The sequence below is a fragment of the Nocardia sp. NRRL WC-3656 genome, from assembly GCF_000720265.1.
Classification (GTDB): domain Bacteria; phylum Actinomycetota; class Actinomycetes; order Mycobacteriales; family Mycobacteriaceae; genus Nocardia; species Nocardia nova.
Genome location: NZ_JOJF01000021.1, coordinates 14,113 through 39,664, shown reverse-complemented (window position 1 = coordinate 39,664; position 25,552 = coordinate 14,113). Strand labels below are relative to the sequence as shown.

The window sequence follows — 25,552 nt, the reverse complement described above, 5'->3', positions numbered from 1 at the left end:
TACCGGTTTCGAGCCGGTGAGTCAGGCGATGTTGAAGGTCTCCGGCGCGCTGCGCACCGAACCGAACTGCGCCACCACCGCGTATCCGCCGGCCGGCACCGGAACGCGATCGCCGGCACAACCCGGCTGCGACGTGGTGCCCGACCAGGTGAGAGTGAACGCCGCCTGCTGGCCGCCGTTGAGCGTGCGGAGATCGGCCGGACCGCCCTGATCGCAATCGGTGTTCGACCACAGCTTGCGCTGGCCGTCCAGCGACTGCACCCACACCTGCTGCAGGCCCGAACCCATATCCCGAGTGCAGCCCGCGGTGGAGATGTTGGTGAGCACGATGGTGAACACCGGCTGATCACCGGCCTTGTAGGTCGGCTGGCCGACGGTAACCTTCACCGCCAGCGACTGATCCGGGCACGGGGCGGGGATGCCGCTGGCCGTGGCGTTGACGGTGCCCGAGGCCGGCACCTTCGAACCGCTGGGATCGGCGGTGGTGGATCCGCCCGCCTTCGCGGAAGTGGAGGTCGCCCCCGCGGCCTTGGGGTCCTTGTCGTCCCCGCCGCCGCGCAGCAACATCAGCGCCAGCCAGATGACCAGAGCGAGCGCGACGATCAGCGCGCCGATGGCGAGCAGGCGGCGACGCCAGTAGATCTCCGGCGGCAGCGGTCCATTCGGTTCCAGCACGGCAACAACGGTAAGGGCACGATCGTGCCGTTCCGCTCAGGTACGCGGCGTGTCGGCGCCGAAATGGCGGTGACGCCGGGTACATTTTCGCGCCGCCTTCCGCGGCGGTGTCGGCACCCGGCGATCACCGTGTGAGAACCGTTGTGGTTCAGACTGTTTCGCCGATATCGCCGATCACCTTGTGCAACTGCGCGCGGCCGTCGGCAAGCTTGTAGTTCACACAGGCGATCGCGCACTGGCCGCTGTCGACCCGATCGGAGACGATCTTCGAGCGATCGGTGAGCAGGCGCGCGGTCTCCTGCACGTGGCGGGCCTCGAGTTCGTCGACTTCGGTGAGTCCGTCGCGGCGGCCGGTGAGGATGGACGGCGATACGCGCTCGACCACGCTGCGGATGAATCCGCCGGGCACGTTGCCGTCGTCGAGGGCGTCGATGGTCGCGCGGACCGCGCCGCAACTGTCGTGTCCGAGGACCACGATCAGCGGCACGTTGAGGATGGCGACGCCGTATTCGATCGAGCCCAGCACCGACTCGTCGACGACATGGCCGGCGGTGCGGACCACGAACATATCGCCGAGGCCCTGGTCGAAGATGATCTCCGCGGCGACGCGGGAGTCGCCGCACCCGAACAGGATGGCCCGGGGCTGCTGGCCACCGACGAGTTTGGCGCGGTCGGCGGCGCCCTGGCTGGGGTGCTGCAGTGTGCCGTTGACGAACCTGTCGTTACCCTCGCGGAGAGACTTCCAGGCACTGATCGGGTTGGTATGAGGCATGCGTCCCATTTTCCACAGCTTGCGGGCTACCGGCGAGTCCGATTGGCTACACGTGGGCAAATTTCGGATCACCGGCGGGCGGGCACGGCGGTGATGTCGTGAGCTCGAAGGCGGCGAGCGAGACCACGCGCGACCCGGTCGCGGGCGTCGACAGCGACGTTCTGATCGACTGGTACGAGCAGTCCGCCCGGGACCTGCCCTGGCGGCGGCCCGGCGTGAGCGCCTGGCAGATCCTGATGAGCGAGATCATGCTGCAGCAGACGCCCGTGGTGCGGGTGGAGCCGATCTGGCGGGAATGGGTGCGGCGCTGGCCGGTGCCCTCGGCGATGGCCGCCGCCTCGCCCGGTGAGGTGCTGCGCGCGTGGGGCAAACTCGGATATCCGCGCCGTGCCCTGCGGTTGCACGAATGCGCCCGGGTGCTCGCCGCCGAATACGGCGACGTGGTGCCCGACGATGTCGAGGTGCTGCTCACCCTGCCCGGCATCGGCGCCTACACCGCGCGGGCGGTGGCCTGTTTCGCCTACGGGCAGCGAGTTCCGGTGGTGGACACCAATGTTCGCCGAGTGGTTGCCCGTGCGGTGCACGGCCGTGCCGAGGCCGGCAATCCGCGCGCTCGCGATCTGGCCGAAACCGAGGCCCTCCTCCCGGTCCGGATCGACCGGGCGGCGGTCTTCTCCGCGGCGTTGATGGAATTGGGAGCCACCGTCTGCACCGCTCGCACTCCCGACTGCGAGCGCTGCCCGCTGCCGCGCTGCACGTGGGTCACATCCGGTCGTCCGGCATCCGATGTGGTGCGCCGTACCCAGAAATACGACGGCACCGATCGACAGGCTCGCGGCCGCCTCCTGGACGTGCTGCGCGCGGCCACCGGACCGGTCGAACGCGTGGCTCTCGACCTGGCTTGGACCCGCGATCCGGGCCAGCGCGACCGGGCACTGGATTCGCTGCTCGTCGACGGTTTGATCGAGCAGACCGCCGAGGGGCTGTTCGCGCTGGCCGGCGAGAGCGGCGCCGTCATGCTGTCCGGACCGGCCGGTCGGTCCTGCTGACCGAATCGACCCGAGGCGGGCGATCGACGACCGCGGGCCTCACCCGCGGACCGGCAGCTGTTCCTCCGCTCGGTTCCGTCGCGAATCCGGGTCGTTCGAGGCGTCGATGTGCGGAGCCGGACCCGGCGCCGGTGTCGCGGCAGGCGCCGGGGTACGCAGGGCCCTCCGACGGCGGGCTTGCAGGATCGGGCGGCCGATGAACCGGCAGGCCAGGTAGATCACGAACGAGATGGTCGTGATGAAGGTCGAGACCGGGACGCCGGGCGCCAGGGACAGCAGAATCCCGCCCACGGCGGCGATTTCGGCGAACAGCACCGACAGCAGTGTCGCCCGCAGCGGGCTCGCGGTGAGCTGGGCAGCGGCCGCTGCGGGGGTGATCAGCAGCGACAGCACCAGCAGGGCGCCGACGATCTGCACCCCGAAGGCAGCGGTCACGCCGAGCAGCACCGCGAACACCACCGAGAGCGCGCGCACCGGAACCCCGCGCGCCACCGCGACTTCCGGGTCGGTGCTGGCGAAAAGCAAGGGGCGGTAGATGAACGCGAGCACCGCCAGCACGCCGACGGTGCAGAGCGCGAGCGAGGTGAGACCGGTGCCGCCGACGCTGACCACCTGCCCGGTGAGCAGGGAGAATTTCGATCCGGCGCGACTCGGCCCCAGCCAGAGGAACAGCACCGAGAGGCCGAGCCCGAACGACATCACCACCGCGATCACCGAATCACGTTCGCGCGCCTTGGAACCCAGCAGACCGAACATGACCGCCGCGATCACCGATCCCGCGATCGCCCCCGCGCCCACGCCGATGCCCACCAGCAGCGCGGCCGCGGCACCGGTCAGCGAGAGTTCGCTGGTGCCGTGCACGGCGAACGACATCTGCCGGTTCACGATGAGCGGCCCGATCGCCCCGGCGAGCAGTCCCAGCAGGGCGGCCGCGAGCACCGCCTGCTGCACGAAGTCGTAGGACAGCAGGTCGGCAGTGGTGTGCAGATCCAGCATCTTGGTGAGGACGTCGGAGAGTTTCTCGTTCATTCGCCGGCTCCCTCGGTGTGGTGGGTGCCCAGTGCATCGATTTCGTCGCCGGTGCCGACGACCACCAGCCGGCCGCGGACGCGCAGCACGTCGACCTCGGTGCCGTAGAGCTCCGAGAGCACCTCCGAGGTCATCACCTCGTCGGGTGTGCCGATCCGGAACCTGCCCTCCACGAGATACAGCACCCGATCCACCAGCGGCAGAATCGGATTGATCTCGTGCGTCACGAACAGCACCGCGGTGTCGTGGGTGCGGCGGCGGCGATCGATGAGTTCGGACACCAGCCGCTGATTCGCCAGATCCAGGCTCAGCAGCGGTTCGTCGCACAGCAGCACGCGCGGATCACCGGCCAGTGCCTGCGCCACCCGCAAGCGTTGCTGCTCACCGCCGGACAGCGATTCCAGCGGTGCGTTCGCGAAATCCTCGGCTCCGACCTGGGCGATGGCGTCGGCGACCCGGCGCCGGCGCTCGCCCCGGCCGCGCCAGCCCAGCCCCCAGCGATGCCCGTCCACGCCCAGCCCGACCAGATCGATCCCGCGCAGTTGCACACCGGCATCGATCGTCTTCTGTTGTGGCACATAGCCGATACGCGGATTGCCCAGCCGGGCGGGCGCCCCGCTCACCTCGACCGTCCCCGCACTCGGCGCGAGCTGCCCCAGCAGCATCCGCAGCAGCGAGGTCTTACCGGATCCGTTGGGTCCCAGCACCGCGACGAATTCGCCGGGCGCGACATCGAGATCGAGGCCCTGCCAGAGCGTGCGCGGGCCGAACGCCAGGCTCGCACCGCGCAGCGATACCGCGGGTGTCGCCGCCGCCGCTGATGTGGTCGCGGGAATCGTCGCTGCCGCGCCGGTCTCCTCGCAGAACGCGCACTCCGCGCCGTCGAAACGGGTCGTGTTCGCGACAGAGCCGGGCCGGGCCGCTGTATCCGGGGTGTCGTCGGCGGTCGGCCGGGTCCGCTGGTCGCCGTCCGTATCGGTGCGGCCGTCGCCGGACAGTGTGTCGGCTCCGCTGCCGGCGGATTCCGGCGCTTCGGTTCGGGTGCGTCCCGCCATCACTACCTCCCTCAGCCGAGCGCGGCGGCCAGCGCCGTCGCGTTGTCGGTCTGCCACTTCACGAAATCGGTGTTCGCCGGGAGGGTTTCGGTGACCTCGACGATCGGCACACCCGCGGATTTCGCGGTCGCGGCGACATCCTTCGTGGTCTTGTCCTCGGTCTGGATGTTGTAGACCAGCGCACGAACCTGCTTGCCGGTCAACAGGTCTCGCACCGCCGCCAGATCCGCCGGCGAGGGATCGGTGCCCTGTTCGATCGCCTCCTCGAAGGCGTGCGGGGTGCGGTCGTCGGTGTCGGCGGCCAGCAGCAGATAGTGCGCGAGCGGTTCGGTCTGCAGTACGGGCGTCTTCGGGTGGGCGGCCGCGGCTTTCGCGGTGATCGCGGAGATGTTCGCCAGCTGGGCGCGGAATCCGGCGGCGCGATCGGTGAAGGCCTGCTTGTGCTCGGGATCGATGCGGCCGAGTTCGTCGGCGATCCGCCCGGCCACGGCGTCGACGGTCTTCATGTCGTACCAGACGTGCTCGTTCTCGTCGTTCGGCGTCGAGCGCAGGTCGAACGCGGCGATGCTGGGTTTGCCGCGCCCCGCGGCCGCCTTCTCGGCGAACTCGTCGTAGTGGCCGCCGTTGTAGAGCACCAGCGCGGCATCGCGGATCGCGGCGGCATCGGTCGGGCTGGTTTCGTAGGAGTGCGGGTCCACGGCCGGGCTGTCGATGATCGACTTCACCTCGACGTCGGGACCCCCGACCGCCGCCGCGACGCTGCCCCAGACATCGGTGGAGGCGACGATTTTCGGCTTCCCCGAATCCGAGGACGATCCCGAGCAGCCGGCCAGCGTGACCGCGGTGGTGATTCCCAGCGTGACGACAGCGATTCGAGCGGCGAAACTTCTGATCACGCGGGGTACTCCTGCACACGAGCTCTTAACGGAAACGATTTCCATTTAAATGTAGCGTATGTGGCGGGCCCGGACCCCATCGATCGGACCGGCCGGGATGTGAACCGCACCACGAACAGGGCCCGCGACCGCTCGATCCGAGCGACCGCGGGCCCTGGAACGGGAATCCGGCGACCGGTGGCTACTGCACCATGGCCGCTACCGGCTGGCTCAGCAGCTGAGCGCAGCGCAGCAGGCCCAGATGGCTGTAGGCCTGCGGGTGGTTGCCCAGGGAGCGTTCGGCGACCGGGTCGTACTCCTCGCTGAGCAGTCCGGTCGGACCGGCGACATCCACCAACTGGGCGAACAACGCCTCGGCATCCTCGCGCTTGCCGATCAGCAGGTAGGCCTCCACCAGCCAGGCGGCACACAGGTGGAAGCCGCCCTCACCGCCGGGCAGGCCGTCGTCGTGGTGATAGCGGTATACCGTCGAGCCGCTGCGCAATTCGGCCTCCGTGGCGACGACCGTGGCCGCGAAGCGCGGATCCGACGGTTCGATCAGTCCGCTGAGGCCGATGTGCAGGGTCGCGGCGTCCAGATCGGTGCCGTCGTAGGCGGCCGTGTAGGACTGCACCTGCTCGTTCCAGCCCTTGGCCTTGACCTCGTCGGCGATGGTCTCGCGCAGTTCGACCCACACCGGGTCGATGCTGCGGTCGAACCGCTCGGCCAGCTTCAAAGCCCGGTCGACCGTCAGCCAGCCCATCACCTTCGAATACACGTGGTGACGCGGGTTGCCGCGGATCTCCCAGATGCCGTGGTCCGGTTCGCGCCAGCGGCGCTGGACAGCCTGGATCATGGCCTCGACGAGTTCCCAGTCGCGGTCGGGCAGTGCCTTGGCCGGGTCGAGAATGCCCTTCCCCTCCCGGGCCTCGGCCAGGGCCGCGATCAGATCCACGATCGGGCCGAACACATCCAGCTGGACCTGCATATTCGCCGCGTTGCCCACGCGCACCGGCCGCGAGCCCGCGTAACCGGGCAGCTGGTCCAGCACGGCCTCCGGGGGCAGCGTCTCGCCGTAGAGCGTGTACAGCGGGTGCAGGCGTTCCGGTCCGGCCAGCGTCTCGAGCACGCGGTGCGTCCAGGCCAGGAAATCCTCGGCCTCCGCCAGCGAGCCCAGGGTGACCAGGGCGTGCGCGGTGAGCGAGGCGTCGCGCAGCCAGCAGTAGCGGTAGTCCCAGTTGCGGACGCCGCCGATGTCCTCGGGCAGTGAGGTGGTGGCCGCGGCCAGAATCGACCCCGACGGGGCGTGTACCAGCCCGCGCAGGGTCAGCGCCGAACGCTTCATCAGATCGGGCTTCAGCGGCGGCAGGTTCAGATCGGCGGCCCAGTCGCGCCAGTACCGCTCGGCCTCGTTGCGCCGATCTGCCTCGCTGACCATCGCGGGGGCGAGATCGGAGGTGCCGCAGCGCATTTCGAGCACGATCGGCCCTTGCGAAGGGTCGACCACCGCGCGGGCGACGTGGTGGATGCCCTCTTCGGAGATCTCCCACTGCACGCCGGGGGAGCGCAGCACGATCGGATCGTTGGTGCCGTGCACGCGCAGGCCGGCCGGTTCGCGGACCAGCGTCACCGGCACCTGCCCGAACTCCGGGCGGGGTGCGAAGGTGACCACCGCGCGCGCGTCACCGGTGATCACGCGGGTCAAGTCAGTGCGTTCCAGCGCGACGTCGTGCGGCAGGTAGTCGACGATTTTCAAACTGGACCAACGGGTTTCGACGGTCATGGTGCCGTCGACGTAGCGCTGGGACAGCGGCAGGCTCTGACGCTCGGGGGCGATGGTGAAGTGTCCGGCCGCCGGGCCGCCCAGCAGATGGGCGAAGACCGCCGCCGAATCCGGTTCGGGGTGGCAGAACCAGCTGACGGTCCCGTCGGGGGTGAGCAGCGCCTTGGAGCGCGGCGAGGCCAGCATGGTCAGCCGCTCGATGCGCGGCGCCGAGGCGCCCGCCAGCCAGGTGCGGCGCTCCTCGAGCAGGAACGCCAAAGCTTTGGCGACCTCCTCGGTGCTGGGCACCCGGTACTCGGCGAGGCTCTCGCCGTCGCCCACCTTGATGCCGATGTCCGGCCCCGACAGCCGCGCGAAGGCCTTCTCGTCGGTGACGTCGTCACCGAAGAAGACGGCGGCCGAGGCGCCCTCCTGATGGCGGATGATGTCGAGAGCCGCGCCCTTGTCGGTCTGGATGACGGCCAGTTCGATGACCGCCTTGCCCTCGGTGACCTGGATGCCGACCCAGCTCGCCGGGCCCTGCCGGGCCTGCTGCAGCGCACGCCGGCCTACCTCGGGAGTGGCGTTGCGCACATGCAGCGCGATGCTGGCCGGCTTGGCCTCGACGGTGACGCCGGGATTGTCGTCGGCGATGGCGGCCAGGGCGTGGCGCACCTCGGTCAGCAACTGCTTGGCGTCGTTGTCGATGGCGTGCACGAAGCCGACATCGAATTCGGAGCCGTGGCTTCCGATCAACTGCACCTCGACGGGAAGCCGGGAAAGCGCCGCGAGATCTCGCAGCGCGCGGCCGGAGATGACGGCCGCAGTAGTGGTCGTCAGGCCGGCGAGCGCACGCAATGCGCTGACCGATTCCCGATGGGGATAGGCCTTTGCCGGATCGGAGACTATGGGCGCGATTGTCCCGTCGTAGTCCGAAGCGACCAATAGCCGCGGCACGCGGGCTACGGCCGACAAGGCACGGCGAAGTTCGTGTGGCAGATCCTGTGCGCTCACGCATCCAACCTAGTGATCGGAGGAGATTTTTCAGGGCGCGAGAAACTTTACTGGGTCAGGTTTGCCCGCGTGTTGGCGCAGTGATACGTGCTGTTTACACGAGCTCGCCAGGCAGGTTTCGAACGCCGGACCTACATTGTCCGGCAATCCGCTCCCTGCCGCGCGCTCAGGACTTTTCGCCCAGCAAGAGGTCGACGGTCAGGTCGAGGCGCTCGGCCACATCGGTCGCCGAGGCGCGCCGGGTGAGCCACGCCACCAGATTCGACAGCCACACGTCGCTGATGACGCGGGCGATGGCCAGATCGCGCTCGGTGGGCTCGCCCTCGTTCACGGCCCGCGCGAAGAAGCGGTCCATCACCTTGCCGACCCGGTCGACCTCGGCGGCCGCGGAGGCGTCGGCGAACATGAACGCTCGCGTCATGGCCTCGGTGAGCAGCGGATCGCGCTGCATGGCGCGGGTGACCTGAGTCAGCATCACGTGCATGCGTTCCTGCGGGGTCTGCCCGGCCAGCGGCTTGCGTTTGCTGTCGAACTGCTCAAATTCCCGGGCCAGTGCCGAGACCAGCAGATGCACCTTCGAGGGGAAGTACCGATACAGCGTGCCGACCGCGACGTCGGCGCGTTCGGCGACCGCGCGCATCTGCACCGCGTCGTAACCGCCCTTGGAGGCGAGCGCGAGGGTGGCGTCGAGGATCCGCTTGCGCCGTTCGCGCTGGGCCGCCGAGCTCAGCTCGTCCTCGCTGAGGGTGCTGACCGTCGCGCGATTGCGGGCTCCGTTCTGCGCACCCGAGTCGGCTGCCTGCTCTCGGGAGGGACTGGCCATTCGTGAAAGTCCTTTCCTGCACGCACGTCGGTTCCGGTGGCCGACGAGCGTAGTTCAGCGGCGGCGACGGACGCCCCTTGACTTACGCCCGACCGTCACATTAGAACATGTTCTAGGTGTGGGAGTCACGCCGGAAAGGCGGTATGGAGTGTGACCATCGCCACCACTGACGAGCATAAAGCCGTCCAGGAGTCGATGCGCGGATGGGCCGCAGCGGTGCACCCGATTGCAACAATGCGCAGTGGCGCGCCCGGGTACTGGCGTGAATTCTGGCCGGGCCTGGTGGGCCTCGGCATCTTCCGCGTCGCGGTTCCCGAGGAGGCCGGCGGCGCGGGCGGCTGCGTGAGCGATCTGGCCGTGCTGATCGAGCAGGCGGCGCATGATCTCGTGGGCGGACCGGTGACGGCTACCGCGCTGGCCGGCCTCGTTGCCGGCGACACCCTCGACGAGGATACGCCCTGCGGTATCGCCCTGGGCGAGCCTGTTGTGCTGTCGCACAACGCAACCGACGCGCTGGAAGTGACCGGCACCTGGGAGACCGTGCTCGGCGCCGACGAGCAGACCGCGCTGTTGCTGCCGGTACGCTCCGGCGACCGCGAGCTGTGGTGCCTGCTGCCGGCGGGCACGCCGGGCGTGACGGTCGAAGCGCTCGAGCCCCTGGACCCCAGCACTCCGCTGGCCCGCGTGGTCTGCGCAGGCGTCGCAGTGCCGGCCGGGCACATCTTCGAACCGCCCTACGCGGTGGGCGATCTCGTGGCCGCGCTGATCGCGGCCGAGGCCGCGGGGATCGCGGGCTGGTGCCTGGAGACGGCGGTCGACTACGCCAAGGTCCGGGAGCAGTTCGGCCGCAAGATCGGCGAATTCCAGGCGATCAAGCACATCTGCGCCTGGATGCTGTGCCGCACCGAACAGACCCGCGCCGTGGCGGCGGACGCGGCGGCAGCGGCCGATCCGGCGACCGCGGCGGGATCTACCGATGCGGGGGGTGGCGAACTGCGACTGGCCGCCGCCGTCGCGATGGCGATCGCGCTGGACGCCGCCGTGGAGAACGCCAAGGACTGCATCCAGGTGCTGGGCGGTATCGGCTTCACCTGGGAGCATGACGCGCACCTGTACCTGCGGCGCGCGACCGCGCTGCGGGCGTTGCTGGGCGGTTCGGCACACTGGCGGGCCGAGGTGGCGAAACTGACGCATGCCGGAGTGCGGCGCAACGTGTCGGTCGACCTCGGTGACGCCGAAGGCGGATCGGCATGGGAGGCAGCGGGTCTGGACACGGCCGAGGGGACTGTGCTGGCCGCCGACCTGGCCCGTATCGCCGCGCTGCCCGCCGGAGAGCAGCGCAGCGCACTGGCCGAGGCGGGACTGCTGGCCTGCCACTGGCCGGCTCCCTACGGTCGCGACGCCGACCCGATTCAGCGCAGTCTCATCGAGGATCAGATCCGTAAGGCCGGAATCGAGCTGCCGGATCTGGCGATCGCCAACTGGGCGATTCCGACCCTGCTGCAGTGGGGTACGCCCGAGCAGATCGAGCGCTACGCGCTGCCCACGCTGACCGGTGAGGTCATCTGGTGCCAGCTGTTCTCGGAGCCGGGCGCCGGCTCCGATCTCGCGGCGCTGCGCACCGTCGCCGAGCGGGTCGAGGGCGGCTGGAAGCTGCGCGGCCAGAAGGTGTGGACCTCGCTCGCCGACCGTGCCACGTGGGGAATCTGCTTGGCGCGCACCGATTCGGCCGCACCGAAGCACAAGGGCATCAGCTACTTCCTGGTCGACATGAAGAGTGCGGGGCTCGAGATCCGGCCGCTGGTCGAGATCACCGGGGAGGCGCGCTTCAACGAGGTCTTCCTCGACGACGTGTTCGTCCCCGACGACTGCCTGGTGGGAGAGCTCGGCAACGGCTGGCGCATCGCTCGTTCCACGCTTTCGGCGGAGCGAGTGGCCATGGGCGGCAAGGGAATCGGCGACGAGCTCGAGGCCCTGATCACGGCAGCTCCCACCACAGGCCCGGGTGCGGAGGTGGTCGCCGATCGCCTCGGCGCGCTGGTCGCCGATTCGGTGGCAGGCACGTTGCTGGAGGCGCGTGCGGCCGCGAAATTGCTGTCCGGCGGTGACCCCGCGGCGGAGAGCAGCGTCCGCAAACTGGTCGGCGTCCGGCACCGGCAGGCAGTGGCCGAATTCGCGGTCGAACTGTCCGGCACGGCCGGTGCGCTGGATACCGACGTGGTGAAGGAATTCCTGCTCACTCGCTGTCTGTCGATCGCCGGCGGCACCGAACAGATCCTGCTGACCGTCGCCGGTGAGCGGATTCTCGGGCTGCCGCGCGAATCGAAGGGCTGATACCGCAGGGCCGGGGCCACCAGAGCAGCCCACATCCGACAGGGAGCAAAAGAATTGGACTTCACCAGAGACGAGAGTCAGGACGCGGTCGCCGAAGTCGTCGTGAGCCTGCTCGAACACGACAGCGCGCGTGATCTCGCGTTGTGGCCCGCGCTGGTCGACAGCGGGCTGCTGGCGCTGCCGCTGCCGGAGCAGCACGGCGGCGACGGGATGGGACTGCTCGAGGTCTCGACCCTGCTGACCGAACTCGCGACCGACGCGGTGGCGGTGCCGGCGCTGTCGACCCTCGGATTCGGCGTACTGCCGCTGGTCGGCCACGTCGGAGACGACTTGGCGGCCAAGGTCTTTCCCGCCGTCGCCAAGGGCGCGATCCTGACCGCGGCACTGCACGAACCGGGCGCCCCGTTCGTCGCCGAACCGCAGACGAAGGCGGTGGCCGACGGCGATTCGGTGCGGATCACCGGCCGCAAGATCGCGGTGCCGTACGCGGAACAGGCACAGTGGATTCTGGTGCCGACCGATCGCGGTATCGCGGTCGTCGACGGTGACGCGAACGGCATCACCCGCACCGAGAGCCCGAGTTCCACGGGCGCGCCGGAATTCTCGGTGGCCTTCGACGACACGGTGATTCCGGCGGCGCAACTGCTGGATATCCCACTGGAGGACCTGCACCGCATCGCCCTGGCCACCCTCGGGGCGGTCGCCGACGGTTTGCTCAAAGGCGTGCTGGCGCTGACCTCGGAACACCTGCGGACCCGGCAGCAGTTCGGCCGCCCGCTGGCCGAATTCCAGGCTGTCGCACAGGAAATCGCCGACGTCTACGTGGTCTCGCGCGCCTTGCAGGTGGCCGCGACATCCGCGAACTGGTCGCTGGCGCAGTATGTAGGTCGCAGCCCGGCTCGGGCCTGGACTGACGGAGCGGGGGAGCGAAGCGGAGGAGCGAAGGAGGGAAGGACCGAGCCATCGGGGGCTGCGACCCGCGACGCCGGAGGTGGCGCCAAGGACACTGCACGTGTCGATGACGACCTCGATGTGCTGGCGTTCTGCGTGGCCTCCGAGCTGCCGGCGGCCATGCAGCGGTGCCATCACCTGCACGGCGGCATCGGCGTCGATGTGACTCACCCGCTGCACCGCTACTACTCACAAGCCAAGGACATCGCCCGCTGGCTCGGCGGTGCGTCGTTCCGGCTGGACCGGTTGGGAGCCAGATGTACATCGATCTGACCGCTGAACAGCACAAGCTGCGCGACGAATTACGCGCCTACTTCGCCGATCTCGTCACTCCCGAGGAGGAGGCCGAGATGGCGGTGAACCGCCACGGCGACGCCTACCGCGCGGTGGTCAAGCGAATGGGCCGCGACGGGTGGCTGGGCGTGGGCTGGCCCAAGGAGTACGGCGGCCAGGGCTTCGGCCCGCTGGAACAGCAGATCTTCTACAACGAGGCGGTCCGCGCCGATGTGCCGGTGCCGCTGGTGACGCTGCTGACCGTCGGCCCGGCGCTGCAGTCGTTCGGTACCGACGAGCAGAAGCGCAAGTTCCTGCCCGGAATCCTCACCGGTGACATCCATTTCGCCATCGGATATTCCGAGCCGGACGCCGGCACCGACCTGGCCGCGCTGCGGACCTCGGCGGTGCGCGACGCCAACGGCGACTGGATCGTCAACGGGCAGAAGGTGTTCACCACCGGAGCGCACGAGGCGGATTTCATCTGGCTCGCGGTGCGCACGGGTTCGGTCGAGTCCCGGCACAAGGGCATCTCGATCCTGATCATGGACACCACCGATCCCGGCTACTCGTGGACGCCGATCATCACCGCCGACGGCGCGCATCACACCAACGCCACCTACTTCGACAACGTCCGCGTGCCGGCGGAAATGCTGGTCGGGGAGGAGAACGGCGGCTGGAAGCTCATCACCACCCAGCTCAATCACGAGCGGGTGAGCCTGGGACCGTCCGGCAAGATCGAGCAGCTCTACGAGCGCGTGCGTGACTGGTCGCGGCGCCAGGGTGTCCTGGAGGAGCCCGAGGTGCGGCGCGCGCTGGGCCGCCTGCACGCCATGGTGCGGGTCAACGAACTGCTGAACTGGCAGGTCGCCTCGAATATGGAGCGCCCCGATTCCGATCAGCGGGATGTGATCGCCGACGCCTCGGCGACCAAGGTGTACTCCACGGAGGCGCTGCAGGAGGCGGGCCGGCTGGCGGAGGAGATCGTGGGGCGCTTCGGCGATCCGGCCGATCCGGCCACCGCGGAACTGCTGACCTGGCTGGACAAACGCACCAAGCAGAACCTGGTCGTGACCTTCGGTGGCGGCGTCAACGAGGTCATGCGCGAATTGATCGCGCAGATGGGCCTGCGCCTGCCCCGCGTACCGAGATAGGAGTTTTCGCGTGTCGGAAACCATGACGGCGGAAGAGATCCGCGCCGCCGGCGAGAAGATCCAGCAGCTGGGCGAGTCCGCTCCGCGCCTCGGCCGCGACCCGGTGAACCAGCCGATGATCAACAACTGGGTCGAGGCGCTGGGCGACGCCAACCCGATCTACGTCGACGACGAGGCCGCCCGCGCCGCCGGACATCCCGGCATCGTCGCACCGCCGGCCATGGCCCAGGTGTGGACCATGCCCGGTCTGCACGGCTCACGGCCCGCCGACGACCCGATGAACGCGGTCAACGATCTGCTCGACGCCGCCGGTTACACGTCGGTGGTGGCGACCAACTGTGAGCAGACCTACCACCGCTACCTGCGCCCCGGCGAGCGCCCGGTGGCGCGGACCAGACTGCGAGAACTGGTGGGGCCCAAGCGGACCGGCCTCGGCGAGGGCTGGTTCGCGACCTATCTGCTGACCTGGTACGTCGACGACGAACCCGTCACCGAGATGTTGTTCCGGATGTTGAAGTTCGCACCCGGCGCGGCCGAGTCCGCCGCCACCGAACCCGGCGAGGTGTCGGCGGAGGATCTGGCGAAGCGGGTCCGGCCCACCGTGTCCAAGGACACCGAATTCTTCTGGGCCGGAACCGAACTCGGTGAGCTGCGGATCCAGCAGCGCCCGGACGGATCGTTGCAGCATCCGCCGGTTCCGGCGCTGTGGAAGGACCACACCGAACAGTCCGACTACGTGGTGGCCTCCGGTCGCGGCACCGTCTTCAGTTTCGTGGTGCACCACGCGCCGAAGGTGCCCGGCCGTCAGGTGCCGTACGTCGTCGCCCTGGTCGAACTCGAGGAGGGCGTGCGCATGCTCGGTGAGCTGCGCGGCATCGACCCCGCCGAGGTCGAGGTGGGCCTGCCCGTCGAAGTGGGCTTCCAGCAGCTCGACGACGACAACACCGTGCCCTACTGGAAGGCCGTGCGATGACATCCACGATTCAGCCGACCGCCGTGCAGGTCGGAACCACTCTGCCCGAGTTGGTGATTCACGCCGACCCGACGTTCGTGGTCTCCACCGCCCTGGCCACCCGCGACTTCCAGGACGTGCACCACGACCGCGACAAGGCCGTGGAGCGCGGGTCCAAGGACATCTTCGTCAACATCCTCACCGACACCGGTCTGGTGCAGCGTTTCGTCACCGATTGGGCGGGGCCGGGGGCGGTGGTGAAATCCATCGCCCTGCGCCTGGGTGTGCCGCTGTACGCGGGCGACACCCTGACGCTCAATGGAACCGTGGCGGCCGTGGACGGCGCGGACATCACCATCGACGTGGTCGGCAAGGACAGCCTCGGCGACCACATCACGGCGAAAGCCGTTATCTCCCTGCAGGAGGCACGCCAGTGACGGGTCTGAGCCGCCGCGCCGCCATCGTCGGCATCGGCGCCACCGATTTCTCCAAGGACTCCGGCCGCAGCGAGCTGCGCCTGGCGGCCGAGGCCGTCACCGCCGCGCTCGCCGACGCCGGCCTGACGCCCGCCGATGTGGACGGCCTGACGACCTTCACCATGGATACCAACACCCAGGCCGCGGTCGCGCGGGCCACCGGTATCCCGAGCCTGAAGTTCTTCAGCAACATCCCGTTCGGCGGCGGCGCGGCGGCGGCGACCGTGCAGCAGGCCGCCATGGCGGTCGCCACCGGAGTCGCGGATGTCGTGGTGGCTTACCGCGCGTTCAACGAGCGGTCCGGAAATCGCTTCGGGCAGTTCGCCACTCATCTGGCGACCGGCAATCCCAGCTCGTCGGGTGTGGACAACGCATTCTCCTACACCCACGGCCTGGGCACTCCGGCCGCGCAGGTCGCCATGGTGGCCCGGCGCTATATGCACGTATACGGCGCGAGCAGTGCGGATTTCGGCCGGGTGGCGGTCGCCGACCGCAAGCACGCGGCGGTGAATCCGGCGGCCCACTTCTACGGCAAGCCGATCACGCTCGACGACCACCAGGCCTCGCGCTGGATCGCCGAACCGTTGCATCTGCTGGATTGCTGCCAGGAGACCGACGGCGGGGTCGCCATCGTGGTCACCAGTGCCGAGCGTGCCCGGGACCTGCCGAACAAGCCCGCGCTGATCGCCGGTGCGGCCCAGGGGTCGGGTGCGGACCAGTACGTGATGACCAGCTACTACCGCGACGCCCTGACCGGCCTGCCGGAAATGGGCCTCGTAGGCGACCAGCTGTGGGCGCAGAGCGAACTGCGGCCGGAGGATATGCAGGCGGCCATTCTCTACGACCACTTCACTCCGTTCGTGCTGATGCAGCTCGAGGAGCTGGGCTTCTGCGGTCGCGGCGAGGCCAAGGATTTCGTGGCCGACGGGGCGATCGAAATCGGCGGCCGGCTGCCGCTCAACACCCACGGCGGCCAGCTGGGCGAGGCCTACATCCACGGGATGAACGGCATCGCCGAGGGAGTGCGCCAGATCCGCGGCAGCTCGGTGAACCAGGTCGAGGGCCTGGAGAACATCGTCGTCACCGCCGGCACCGGTGTGCCGACCTCCGGACTGGTACTGACCGCGGCCTGATCCGGGCGCCCGTGGGGCATGAACGGGCCGGACACGCCGGCTATTCGGCCCCCGCGCGCAGTTGTGCTCGTAGCGGGCGGGCCAGCTGTTCGACACTCCGCGCTGTTCCGGCCGCCAAACCTGTTCGCGCACCGGCGAATCGGTCGAAGACCAAGCCCTCGATGACGGCGATGTAATCGGACGCGGCCGTGTCGGGGTCGGTGGCGCCCAGCGCGCGGAACAGCTCACGGGCGTGCCGATGGGAGAACAGGCTCGCGACCAGGCGGGGATGCAGGTCGGGGTCGCCGAGCAGGTCGGTGATCAGCATGTGGCGGGCGATCAGATGGTTACGGCGTTGCGCCAGTAGGTTGTCCAGCCACGCGGCGACCGCGGCGGCGATGTCGTCCGGGTCCGAGGCCGGTAGGTCGGCGGCGCGGAAATCGGTGCGCGATCGTTCGGTGATCGCGTCGACGATCGCCTCGATCAGTGCTCGCTTGGTGCGGAAGTAGTACGAGGTAGACCCGGGTGGCAAGCCGGCCTCGGTATCGAGCGCCCGATGAGTCAGCGCCCGCAGCCCCTGGCGGGCGATCAGGTCGATCGCCGTGCCGACGATGAGTCCGCGCCGGTCCGTCGCACCCATCTCACCCGCTGGACGTGTGGACATCGTCACCTTCTCTCGTTTCCCACCGGATCATCCTCTACAAGTGTAGAGGTGCTCTACGGGTGTAGAGCCCTCAGGAGGGTGGAGACCGTGGACGGATTGGTTCTCGATGACGCTCAGCGCACAGCCGCGGCGGCACTGGCCACGGTGGCCCGGCGATGGGGCCGGCGCCGGTGGTCGTTCCCGCGGCCTGTCCCGCACGGGGTCTATCTGCACGGTCGTCCCGGCCGCGGCAAGACGATGCTCATGGACGAGTTCTTCGATCGGGTGGATTCGACACGTAAGTGCCGCTTCCACTTTCACCAGTTCTTCGCGCGGCTTCATATGGCGATCGCCGAATCCGGCGCGCTGCCGGCCGCGCTGGACGCAGTACTCGGCGACACCGAACTGATCTGTTTCGACGAATTCCACGTGCACGACGTCGGCGACGCCATGCTGATCACCCGGCTGCTCGAGGCCCTGTTCGCGCGCCGCATCGTGCTGGTGGCGACCTCGAACTATCCGCCCGAGGAGCTGCTGCCCAATCCGCTGACGCACGCGAAATTCGAACCTGCCATCGCCCTGCTGCGTGCGCATCTGGCCGTGCTCGCGGTCGACGGGCCGCAGGACTACCGTGCCCGCGGGGACCATCCCCGGACCGGATTCGCGAGCGGGCGCTATGTGCGCGGGCGCCGGCCCGGCGCCGACCGGCCGGCCGAGGTGCCGATCGCGCACCTCCGGCTCCGAGCACGAACCGCGGAGGCGGACCTGCTGGTGGTCGACTTCGACCAGATCTGCGCGAAGCCCTTGTCGGCCATCGACTTCCTGACCCTCACCCACACCTACCGGCGCTGGGTCCTGTGCGCGGTGCCGCCGCTGCGGCGGGTTCCGGTCGACGCGGTGACGCGGTTCGTCAACCTCGTCGACGTGCTCTACGACGCCGATCTGGCACTCACCCTCTACGCCGAGGTTCCGCTGCCGGAGTTGATCCGCGACGTCGCCGCCGCCCCGGATCTGGACCGCACCGCGAGCCGGCTGGGCCGGTTGCCCGGCGCTCGCCCGGCGAGCGTCGTCGAGTCGGCCGAGTCGCGGAGCGCGGTGACCGAGCACCCGTCGGCGTCCACCGAAGTGAAGTGCGTTCGTTTGGACGGACGTGCCGTCGACGAGCCCGAATGCTGTGCGTGGTCACAGTTTCTTCGGCTGTCAACTGGCGGCTAGGGGCATAGACCGGATCGGTCACCGTCCGGTGTCACGATTTCCCTCCTCACGGACCGTTCGGCATGTAACGATGTGCCTGTTTGCGCAGTTCGGATGTTTTCTGGGAGAGGCCCGTGGCCGGGGTGAGAACGGCGATACCACGTGCGATCGGGCTGATCGCACTGATGGCGTGCGTCGTCTTGGCGCTGCGCGGATACCTGCCGGGTACCGGCGGTCCGCATGCACCGTCCCCGCCCTCGGCGGTGACGGTGGCACTCATGCCGGTGCTGTCGCTGGTGTCGGTGGTGATCCTGCTGGCCGGGGTGCTGACCAGCCAGCACCACCTGCCGCTGGCGATGGCCGAGGTCGACCGTGACCGTAAGCGGCAGCCGTTCCGGTTGAGCCGGTTCGGGATCGTGGTCCTCATCGGCACCGCGGTCGCGGCCGTGCTGACCGCGATCGTCTGGGCGGTGTATCTGCTCGCCGGTGGGCGCGAGGAAGCCGCCGCGCCGCGATCGAATCCGCCCGCCACCGCACAGCAGCCCGAAACCACCGCGCCGCCGACCACCCAGCCGTTCTCCGGCAGCCCGGAGCTGAGCGGTCACGCCCTGCTGTTCGTCGGCGCATGCGCCGCGGTGCTGGTGGCGGTCGCGATCCTCGGTCTCGGCGTGGTGGCCTTCGGCGCTCGGGATCGTCGGGGCGCGCCGGCGCTGCTGCCCCCACCCGTGGCCGCCGATGCGCCGGTCTCGCTGGCGCAGGTCGCCGAGATGGGCCTGGCCGCGATGATGGCCTCGGGCAAGGACGCGCGCGCCGCGATCATCGCCTGTTACGTCGCGATGGAAAGCGGTCTGGCGCAGGCTCGCGAGGTGGCGCCACTGATCTCCGATACCCCCTCGGAGGTGCTGGCTCGGGCCTTCGATCGCGGTGTCCTGCACGACGCCTCGGCCCGCGAACTCGTGACGCTGTTCGAGGAGGCCCGGTTCAGCCCGCATTCGATCCTGGAATGGCAGCGCATGCGCGCTGAACAACTGCTGCGCATCGTGCTGGCGGATCTGCAGGGGGCGCGGCTGTGACCCGGATGACGATCGTGGTCGGCGCGGTGCTGATGATCGCGCTGATCGAGCTGGTCGGCCTGAGCAACCAGCGCGAGATGTTGCCGATTCTGGTCGGGGTGCCGGTACTCGGGGCCCTGGCACTACTGCTGTGGTCGCTGGTCGCGCGTTCTCGGGCCCAGGCCCGCGCCGACCTCGACGACCACGACTTCGAGAACGGCCCGGCCGAAATGCTGAGCCGCTGGCACGCGCGAGCACAGATGCTCGCGACCCGTGCCGACGGCACCCGGGCCGATTGGGATCGCTATCTGCGCCCGCTGCTGGCCAAGGAGTTCGAACTGTCCAGCGGGCATCGGATCGCGAAGAACCGCAAGGCCACCGAGGCCGCCGGACGGCTGCAGTTCGGTCCGGAGCTGTGGCGCTGGGTGGATCCGGCCAATTCGTCGCCGCGTGATCAGACCTCGCGCGCGCCGGGCCGGGCCGCACTGGACGAGATTCTACGTCGCTTGCAGAGCATGTGAGCCGCTTGCAGAACATGTGAAATGGGTTGGAACTAGTGCGAGATCGGATATGACGACACCTTTGGATGTGACCATCAAACGCACCGATGCGGTGCTGCGGGAGATCGCCCGCGTCGTGGTCGGCAAGCGCGATGAGCTGCAGCTGATCATGGTCGCGGTGCTGTCGGGCGGCCACGTCCTGATCGAGGACCTACCGGGCTTGGGTAAGACGCTCATCGCCCGATCTTTCGCCACCGCATTGGGGTTGGACTTCACGCGCGTGCAGTTCACCCCGGATCTACTGCCCGCGGACCTGATCGGTTCGACCATCTACGACATGGCCTCGGGGCGGTTCAATTTCCGCCGCGGGCCCGTGTTCACCAACATGCTGCTCGCCGACGAGATCAACCGCACACCGCCCAAGACGCAGGCCGCACTGCTGGAGGCGATGGCCGAGGGGCAGGTGAGTATCGACGGCGAAACCTTCCCGCTGCCACAGCCGTTCATCGTGCTGGCCACCGACAACCCGATCGAGTACGAGGGCACCTATCCGCTGCCCGAGGCCCAGTTGGACCGATTCGCCATGCAGTTACGGCTGGGATATCTGTCGGAGAAGGACGAGACCCAGATGATCCGCCGCCGGCTCGAACGCGGCGCGGTCACCCCGCAGGTGGGTCAGGTGGTGGACGCGCAAGGTCTGGTGGAGATGCGCCAGGCGGTCGAATTCGTCACCGTCCACCCGGATGTGGTGACGTATGTGGTCGCCCTGGCCGCCGCCACCCGCGGTCATCCGCAGGTCGAGGTCGGTGCGAGCCCCCGCGCCGAACTGGATCTGGTGCAGATGGCGCGCGCCCGGGCGCTGCTGCTGGGGCGCGACTACGTGATCCCCGAGGATGTGAAGGCGCTGGCGGTTCCGGCCATGGCGCACCGGATCACGCTGCGCCCGGAGATGTGGGTGCGCCGGATCCGCGGCGAGGATGTCATCTCCGAATTGCTCCGCCGTCTGCCCGTACCGCGCGCGACGGTGACATGAGACATCGCGATACCACCTCGGCGAGCGAGGTCGATCTGCGCTGGCGGCCCGCGCCACTGGTGTACATGCTGGCGGTCGCCGCCGCGGTCGCGCTGGTGCCGGCGATCATGCTGGAGCGCTGGCAGCTGGCGGTCTTCGCGGCGCCGATGCTGGGTGTGCTGGCGACCGCGCCGATTCAGTTGTCGCGCACCAGGATTCAGGTCGACGGCGGGGGAGTGCTGCGGTGTTTCGAATCCGAGGAGGTCGAACTCGCGGTCGCCGCCTTCGTCGAACAGGGGCATGCGCTGCTGCGCTGTCGCCCCGAGGAGGCGAACGGACTCGAGGTGCGCGTGGAGGAGTCGTCCGATTCCGGACCGGCTCCGGCGGGCCTGCGGTTGGCACTGTCCACGCAGCGCTGGGGCCGCTATCCGGTGACCGTGCGGCTGACGGCATTGAGTCCGGCCGGTCTGGCCCAGGCCGCGGCGAGTGTCGTGGCCGGCGAGGTCTACGTATATCCGATCGCGGACCCACAGCGAATGCGCCTGCCGCGCACCGAGCTTCCGGAACGGATCGGTACCCATCTGACCCGCCGGCACGGTCCGGGCGTGGAATACGCCGATATTCGCGCCTACGCTCCCGGTGACGAATTGCGCATCGTCAACTGGCCGGTGAGTGCGCGTCGCGGCCGGTTGTACGTCACCCAACGGCTCACCAATCGCGCCGCGGATGTCGTTGTGCTGGTGGATACGTCGTTGCAGGCGCCGGGTCCGGCCTCGGATTCGATGGAGCTGACGGTGCGCGGCGCCGCACAGGTCGCGCAGACCGCGCTGCAGGCGGGCGACCGTACCGCCGTGGTGTGCCTGGGCCGTGCGCCGCGCTGGCTGCGGCCCGATATCGGACGCCGCCAGTTCTATCGCATCATCGACACGGTGCTCGGCGTGGGCGACGAGCACATTCCCAATGTCGGCACCCTGGCCCCGCATACGGCGGTACCGATCGGCGCGGTCGTGGTCGCGTTCTCGACCCTGCTCGACACCGAATTCGCGCTGGCCCTGATCGACCTGCGCAAACGCGGACATGCCGTAGTGGTGGTCGACGTGTTGCGCGGCACGCCGTTCAAGGACGGGCTGGATCCGACGCTGGCCCGGATGTGGCAGTTGGAACGCACCGCGATGTACCGCGACATGGGCACGGTCGGTGTGGATATCGTGCCCTGGCCCGAGGGGGCACGCCTCGACCAGGCGATGCGCCTGCTGCCCGAACATCGGCGAATGGTGCGGGTGAAGCGATGACGAGATTTCTGGCCGTGCTGTCGGGGCTGCTGCTGACCACCGCGGTGGGCATCGTGCTGCCGTGGGCCGCGATTCCGGTGTTCGTGACGGTGGTCGCGGGCTGGTGGTTCCGGTCGGTCGCGGTGGTGGCGGTGCTGATCGCGCTCGGTGCGCTGGCGTGGGCCGATACCGGGGCACTGGCCGCCGCCGGGACGGGTCTGGTCGCCACCACCTATCTGCTCAACACCGCCACGCTGCACGCCCCGGCGGGTGTGGTTCCCACCACACTGCCCTCGGTGATCGGCGCGCTCGGATTCGCCGCCGCGGCGGTGCTCGCAACGCTGATTCCGGGACGGCTGGCCTGGCTGCCGCTGGCCGCGCCCGTGCTGGTCATCGTCCTGTACGCCGCGATCGTGCAGGGCCTGACAGTGCGCGGGGACGCTCCGGATTCGGCGGAACCGACGTAGTCGAACGAGCGTGATATACCCCACAACCAGGGTGTTTGCCCTACTACGCGATGTCGTGGTTTCCTACTACACCTTGTAGTCTGATGGCATGTGGATTATCCCGATCATCGCTGTCATCTGTTCCGTCGCGATCGCCGGCCTGTTCGCCACCGGCTTCCCGGACTGACGCCGACAGGCACCACCCGGAACATCAGCGAACCGGGATGAGACGAAACCGCCCGACCGGCACTGCCGGTCGGGCGGTTTCTCGTTCGGCGGCGGGCAGCCGGGATCAGGCCGAGAAACTCAACCGCACATCACTCAGCACCGGGGCGTCCTCGCGTTCGACCACGGTGGCGCCGATGACGAGTTCGTCACCCTCGCGCCAGATCCGCGACCGGATCGTCTCGCCCGGATAGAGCACTCCCGCGAACCGCGCCCGGAAGCCGGTCACCCGGCTCGCGTCCGAGTCCAGCACGGTGTCGGTCGCGGTCTTGCACACCAGACCGTAGGTGCACAGGCCGTGCAGGATCGGATTGGGAAAGCCTGCGGCGCGGGCGAATTCGGGATCCGAATGCAGCGGGTTGCGGTCACCGCACATGCGGTACAGCAGCGCCTGCTGCGGCAGTGTCGGGGTGAGGACCTCGAAATCCGGGGTCCGGTCGGGCAGTTCGGCCTTGGTGCTCGGGCCGCGCTCACCACCGAAACCGCCCTCGCCCTTGGCGAAGATCGAGGAACGCGCCGTCCACAGCGGCTGCCCGTCGGATCCGGTGATCACCGTCTCGTGTGCGATCACCGCCGCCGATCCCTTGTCCCACACCTCGGTGATCCGCCCGGTGCTGCTCGCCTTGCCCTCGGCCGGAATCGGCCGGTGCACAACGATTTCCTGGCTGCCGTGCACGACCTTGGCCAGATCGATCTCTACGCCGGGATAGCTCACCTTCGGCGGTTCGGTGACCCGCATCGTCGGTGCGACGGTCGCGAAGGTCGGCAGCACCTGCGGCTCCCGATCGTCGAGATATCGCAGTTCACCCGGATCGGTCCAGCGGGTACCGGCGCTCAGGCCCAGGTGGTACAGCTGCACATCCGACGGCGTCCAGGAGAACTCCTGGGCCGGAAGTTCCGCTCCCAGAGCGGTTTTCAAGTCAATCGGCATGATGTTTCCTTACTCCGCCACGTCGCGATCGCACCCGCGGCGACCGAGGGCGTCCCCGGTGCGCCCGGCTCCATTCGTCTCGGCCGGGCCGGGCGCACGGTAGGGGATGTCCCACTGAACGGTTCTACTTGCTCGCCGCGCCGGTGGGGGCCTTCTCCTCGCGCGCCTTCTCGACGATATCCATGACCGCCAGATAACCGAAGGTCAGCGCGGGTCCGATGGTCGCGCCGGGACCGGCGTAGGTGTGGCCCATGACCGGGGTCGAGGAGTTGCCGGCGGCGTAGAGGCCCTCGATCACGCTGCCGTCCGCCCGCAGCACGCGCGCCGCGGTGTCGGTGACCAGGCCGCCCTTGGTGCCCAGGTCGCCGGGCACGATCTTGGCGGCGTAGAACGGGCCCTGCACGAGGGCCGCCAGGCACGGGTTCGGCTTCACCGTCGGATCGCCGTAGTAGCGGTCGTAGTGGCTCTTGCCGCGCCCGAAGTCCTCGTCCACGCCCTTTTCCGCGAAGGCGTTGAAGCGGGCGACGGTGGCGGCGAGATTGTCCGCCGGCACGCCGAGGCGCTGGGCCAGCTCCTCCAGGGTGTCGGCCTTGACGATGTTGTCGTTTTCCATCCAGCGGGACGGAAAGCGCTGGCCCGGCTGCAGCCCGGCGAAGATGTAGCGGTTGCGGTAGCGCTGGTCGAACACCAGCCAGGCCGGGATGTTCTCGCCCGGACCGTCGCCCTGACCCCATTTGCCGCCGTACATGGTGTGCACGGCCTCGACGTAAGGAGCGGACTCATTACCGAATCGCTTACCGTCGGCGTTCACCATGATCGCGCCGGGCAGATTGCGCTCGGCCAGCGCGAACCACGGCTTGCCGCCCTTGAAGATGGTCGGCCCCCACCAGGCGTCCTCCATGAACCCGATGTCGCCGCCGACCTCCATACCGGCCCGGATGCCGTCACCGGTGTTGGCCGCCGCGCCCGTGGTCCACTCGGTGGTGATGGGCTTGCGCTGGTACTGCTCGCGCATCTCGGCGTTGTGCTCGAAACCGCCGGTGCCCAGCACCACGCCGTAGCGGGCCTTGAAGATCGTCGGCTCGCCGTCGATGGTCGCCTCGACGCCGACGACCCGGTCGCCGTCGGTGATCAGCTTCGTCAGCGGGGTGTCGAGCAGCACCGGGACATTCGCGTCCATCAGGCCCTTGCGCATCGCGGCGATGATCGCCTGGCCCATGCCGACGATGTGCTTGCCGGTGAATTTCGCCAGGTAGGTGCGGGCGCCGACGCGCATGGCCCGCATCATGCCCTTCGGGTGGCGGCGGATCAGGTTCAGCCGGACGAAGTCGGTCTGCATGACCACGACGTTCAGCGGGGCCTTCGCATACGGCGGTTCCAGCTTGGCCGCCTCGGCGCCGAGCACCTTGAGGTCGAACGGCTTCGGCTCGCAGGAGCGGCCGGAGCCCAGGCCACCCGGGGCCTCGGGGTGGTAGTCGGAGTAGCCGGGGACCCAGGTCATCCGGAGCGGGCTGTGATCGAGAACGAAGTCGAAGGCCTCCGCGCCGCGATCGATGTAGGCGTCGATCTTCTCCTTCGGCACCACGTCACCGATGATGCTGTGCAGGTAGCGGCGGGCCTCCTCCCGGTCATCGGGCCGGCCGGACGCCTGGAGCGCCTTGTTGCCGGGGATCCACACACCGCCACCACTACGCGCGGTCGAACCGCCGTAGTGTGCGGCCTTCTCGATGAGCACCGCACGCAGGCCGTGGTGCGCGGCGGCGAGGGCGGCGGTCATCCCGGCGGCGCCGCTGCCGACCACCACCACGTCGTATTCCCGATCAGTCATGTAGAACACGTTATAGAATCGGATCAGGTTCGGTCTATATTGGTCTGGCAGATGGGACTGCTGACACGAGAAAATGCAGGAAAACTCGTTTCAGTTTGTATCCGCTCACCGGCTGGTCACCAGACCGAGCGCCCCAATGGAAGG

The 25,552-nt window shown here is 68.9% G+C and carries 22 protein-coding genes and 1 pseudogene; 13 read left to right on the top strand and 10 right to left on the bottom strand.

The window, feature by feature from the left end:
* Positions 1–21: 21 nt before the first annotated feature.
* Positions 22–675, bottom strand: a complete 654-nt coding sequence (locus IG65_RS0124570; RefSeq protein ID WP_030517315.1) for a hypothetical protein — start codon at positions 673–675, stop codon at positions 22–24.
* A gap of 148 nt (positions 676–823) precedes the next feature.
* Positions 824–1,447 (bottom strand): carbonic anhydrase, encoded by a 624-nt coding sequence (locus tag IG65_RS0124565; protein WP_030517314.1) that lies wholly within the window; start codon positions 1,445–1,447, stop codon positions 824–826.
* Positions 1,448–1,608: 161 nt separating this feature from the next.
* On the opposite strand from IG65_RS0124565, the gene IG65_RS0124560 reads away from it, so the two are divergent.
* Entirely contained in the window at positions 1,609–2,496 is an 888-nt protein-coding gene (locus IG65_RS0124560) for an A/G-specific adenine glycosylase (RefSeq protein ID WP_030517313.1), read from the top strand.
* Positions 2,497–2,634: 138 nt separating this feature from the next.
* On the opposite strand, the pseudogene IG65_RS0124555 reads toward IG65_RS0124560, so the two are convergent.
* From IG65_RS0124555 to kstR, 5 genes and pseudogenes are all read right to left on the bottom strand, one after another.
* Positions 2,635–3,525: pseudogene (locus IG65_RS0124555) on the bottom strand (metal ABC transporter permease); the annotation flags it as partial.
* The gene (locus tag IG65_RS0124550; RefSeq protein WP_030517311.1) at positions 3,522–4,361 is read right to left on the bottom strand and encodes a metal ABC transporter ATP-binding protein; all 840 of its coding nucleotides are present in this window, start codon (positions 4,359–4,361) and stop codon (positions 3,522–3,524) included. The pseudogene IG65_RS0124555 and the gene IG65_RS0124550, both read right to left, overlap by 4 nt.
* 230 nt (positions 4,362–4,591) lie before the next feature.
* On the bottom strand, positions 4,592–5,521 hold the full coding sequence (locus IG65_RS0124545) for a metal ABC transporter solute-binding protein, Zn/Mn family (protein WP_081879729.1): 930 nt from the start codon (positions 5,519–5,521) through the stop codon (positions 4,592–4,594).
* Between the two features lie 136 nt (positions 5,522–5,657).
* Positions 5,658–8,231 (bottom strand): trehalose-phosphatase, encoded by a 2,574-nt coding sequence (gene otsB / locus IG65_RS0124540; protein WP_030517309.1) that lies wholly within the window; start codon positions 8,229–8,231, stop codon positions 5,658–5,660.
* Positions 8,232–8,397: 166 nt separating this feature from the next.
* A complete protein-coding gene (kstR, locus tag IG65_RS0124535) occupies positions 8,398–9,054 on the bottom strand; it encodes a cholesterol catabolism transcriptional regulator KstR (protein WP_030517308.1) in 657 nt (218 codons plus the stop codon).
* Between the two features lie 150 nt (positions 9,055–9,204).
* Here kstR and IG65_RS0124530 point away from each other — a divergent pair, with 150 nt between their 5' ends.
* From IG65_RS0124530 to IG65_RS0124505, 6 genes are read left to right on the top strand one after another with little or no spacing between them, the layout of a single operon-like run.
* Positions 9,205–11,388, top strand: a complete 2,184-nt coding sequence (locus tag IG65_RS0124530; RefSeq protein WP_030517307.1) for an acyl-CoA dehydrogenase — start codon at positions 9,205–9,207, stop codon at positions 11,386–11,388.
* Positions 11,389–11,442: 54 nt separating this feature from the next.
* Positions 11,443–12,612: an acyl-CoA dehydrogenase family protein gene (locus tag IG65_RS0124525; protein ID WP_030517306.1), complete on the top strand. Its 1,170-nt coding sequence runs from the start codon at positions 11,443–11,445 to the stop codon at positions 12,610–12,612.
* A complete protein-coding gene (locus IG65_RS0124520) occupies positions 12,597–13,766 on the top strand; it encodes an acyl-CoA dehydrogenase family protein (protein ID WP_030517305.1) in 1,170 nt (389 codons plus the stop codon). Before IG65_RS0124525 ends, IG65_RS0124520 begins: the two co-directional genes overlap by 16 nt.
* 22 nt (positions 13,767–13,788) lie before the next feature.
* Positions 13,789–14,739 (top strand): bifunctional MaoC family dehydratase N-terminal/OB-fold nucleic acid binding domain-containing protein, encoded by a 951-nt coding sequence (locus IG65_RS0124515; RefSeq protein ID WP_036525613.1) that lies wholly within the window; start codon positions 13,789–13,791, stop codon positions 14,737–14,739.
* Positions 14,736–15,155 carry a MaoC family dehydratase gene (locus IG65_RS0124510; RefSeq protein ID WP_030517303.1) on the top strand — a complete coding sequence of 140 codons (420 nt, stop codon included), beginning with the start codon at positions 14,736–14,738 and terminating at the stop codon, positions 15,153–15,155. The genes IG65_RS0124515 and IG65_RS0124510 overlap by 4 nt, the downstream gene beginning before the upstream one ends.
* Positions 15,152–16,327: a lipid-transfer protein gene (locus IG65_RS0124505; protein ID WP_030517302.1), complete on the top strand. Its 1,176-nt coding sequence runs from the start codon at positions 15,152–15,154 to the stop codon at positions 16,325–16,327. The genes IG65_RS0124510 and IG65_RS0124505 overlap by 4 nt, the downstream gene beginning before the upstream one ends.
* 40 nt (positions 16,328–16,367) lie before the next feature.
* On the opposite strand, the gene IG65_RS0124500 is transcribed toward IG65_RS0124505, so the two are convergent.
* Complete coding sequence (locus IG65_RS0124500) at positions 16,368–16,970, bottom strand: TetR/AcrR family transcriptional regulator (protein ID WP_231509404.1); 603 nt, start codon at positions 16,968–16,970, stop codon at positions 16,368–16,370.
* Positions 16,971–17,057: 87 nt separating this feature from the next.
* Here IG65_RS0124500 and zapE point away from each other — a divergent pair, with 87 nt between their 5' ends.
* The 6 genes from zapE (at position 17,058) to IG65_RS0124470 (ending at position 22,445) form a co-directional block, all read left to right on the top strand.
* Entirely contained in the window at positions 17,058–18,164 is a 1,107-nt protein-coding gene (gene zapE, locus IG65_RS0124495; protein WP_231509403.1) for a cell division protein ZapE, read from the top strand.
* A gap of 113 nt (positions 18,165–18,277) precedes the next feature.
* A complete protein-coding gene (locus tag IG65_RS0124490) occupies positions 18,278–19,216 on the top strand; it encodes a DUF4129 domain-containing protein (RefSeq protein WP_231509402.1) in 939 nt (312 codons plus the stop codon).
* A gap of 5 nt (positions 19,217–19,221) precedes the next feature.
* Positions 19,222–19,716 carry a hypothetical protein gene (locus tag IG65_RS0124485; protein ID WP_030517298.1) on the top strand — a complete coding sequence of 165 codons (495 nt, stop codon included), beginning with the start codon at positions 19,222–19,224 and terminating at the stop codon, positions 19,714–19,716.
* A gap of 49 nt (positions 19,717–19,765) precedes the next feature.
* On the top strand, positions 19,766–20,728 hold the full coding sequence (locus tag IG65_RS0124480) for a MoxR family ATPase (protein WP_030517297.1): 963 nt from the start codon (positions 19,766–19,768) through the stop codon (positions 20,726–20,728).
* Positions 20,725–21,999 (top strand): DUF58 domain-containing protein, encoded by a 1,275-nt coding sequence (locus tag IG65_RS0124475; RefSeq protein ID WP_030517296.1) that lies wholly within the window; start codon positions 20,725–20,727, stop codon positions 21,997–21,999. The genes IG65_RS0124480 and IG65_RS0124475 overlap by 4 nt, the downstream gene beginning before the upstream one ends.
* Entirely contained in the window at positions 21,996–22,445 is a 450-nt protein-coding gene (locus IG65_RS0124470; RefSeq protein WP_030517295.1) for a hypothetical protein, read from the top strand. The genes IG65_RS0124475 and IG65_RS0124470 overlap by 4 nt, the downstream gene beginning before the upstream one ends.
* Positions 22,446–22,716: 271 nt before the next feature.
* Here the strand turns inward: IG65_RS0124470 and IG65_RS0124465 are convergent, their stop codons facing one another.
* Positions 22,717–23,580, bottom strand: coding sequence for a MaoC family dehydratase (locus tag IG65_RS0124465; RefSeq protein WP_030517294.1), 864 nt, complete (start codon positions 23,578–23,580; stop codon positions 22,717–22,719).
* A gap of 124 nt (positions 23,581–23,704) precedes the next feature.
* Complete coding sequence (gene kstD / locus IG65_RS0124460; RefSeq protein WP_081879744.1) at positions 23,705–25,408, bottom strand: 3-oxosteroid 1-dehydrogenase; 1,704 nt, start codon at positions 25,406–25,408, stop codon at positions 23,705–23,707.
* Positions 25,409–25,552: the final 144 nt, after the last annotated feature.

What these genes read in the sequence shown, in the direction of transcription:
- IG65_RS0124565 (WP_030517314.1), bottom strand. Translation starts at nt 1,447, where the DNA reads ATGCCTCATACCAACCCGATCAGTGCCTGGAAGTCTCTCCGCGAGGGT.
- IG65_RS0124545 (WP_081879729.1), bottom strand. Translation starts at nt 5,521, where the DNA reads ATGGAAATCGTTTCCGTTAAGAGCTCGTGTGCAGGAGTACCCCGCGTG.
- kstR (WP_030517308.1), bottom strand. Translation starts at nt 9,054, where the DNA reads ATGGCCAGTCCCTCCCGAGAGCAGGCAGCCGACTCGGGTGCGCAGAAC.
- IG65_RS0124520 (WP_030517305.1), top strand. Translation starts at nt 12,597, where the DNA reads ATGTACATCGATCTGACCGCTGAACAGCACAAGCTGCGCGACGAATTA.
- IG65_RS0124515 (WP_036525613.1), top strand. Translation starts at nt 13,789, where the DNA reads ATGACGGCGGAAGAGATCCGCGCCGCCGGCGAGAAGATCCAGCAGCTG.
- IG65_RS0124510 (WP_030517303.1), top strand. Translation starts at nt 14,736, where the DNA reads ATGACATCCACGATTCAGCCGACCGCCGTGCAGGTCGGAACCACTCTG.
- IG65_RS0124500 (WP_231509404.1), bottom strand. Translation starts at nt 16,970, where the DNA reads ATGTCCACACGTCCAGCGGGTGAGATGGGTGCGACGGACCGGCGCGGA.
- IG65_RS0124485 (WP_030517298.1), top strand. Translation starts at nt 19,222, where the DNA reads ATGACGATCGTGGTCGGCGCGGTGCTGATGATCGCGCTGATCGAGCTG.
- IG65_RS0124480 (WP_030517297.1), top strand. Translation starts at nt 19,766, where the DNA reads ATGACGACACCTTTGGATGTGACCATCAAACGCACCGATGCGGTGCTG.
- IG65_RS0124475 (WP_030517296.1), top strand. Translation starts at nt 20,725, where the DNA reads ATGAGACATCGCGATACCACCTCGGCGAGCGAGGTCGATCTGCGCTGG.
- IG65_RS0124470 (WP_030517295.1), top strand. Translation starts at nt 21,996, where the DNA reads ATGACGAGATTTCTGGCCGTGCTGTCGGGGCTGCTGCTGACCACCGCG.
- IG65_RS0124465 (WP_030517294.1), bottom strand. Translation starts at nt 23,580, where the DNA reads ATGCCGATTGACTTGAAAACCGCTCTGGGAGCGGAACTTCCGGCCCAG.
- kstD (WP_081879744.1), bottom strand. Translation starts at nt 25,408, where the DNA reads ATGACTGATCGGGAATACGACGTGGTGGTGGTCGGCAGCGGCGCCGCC.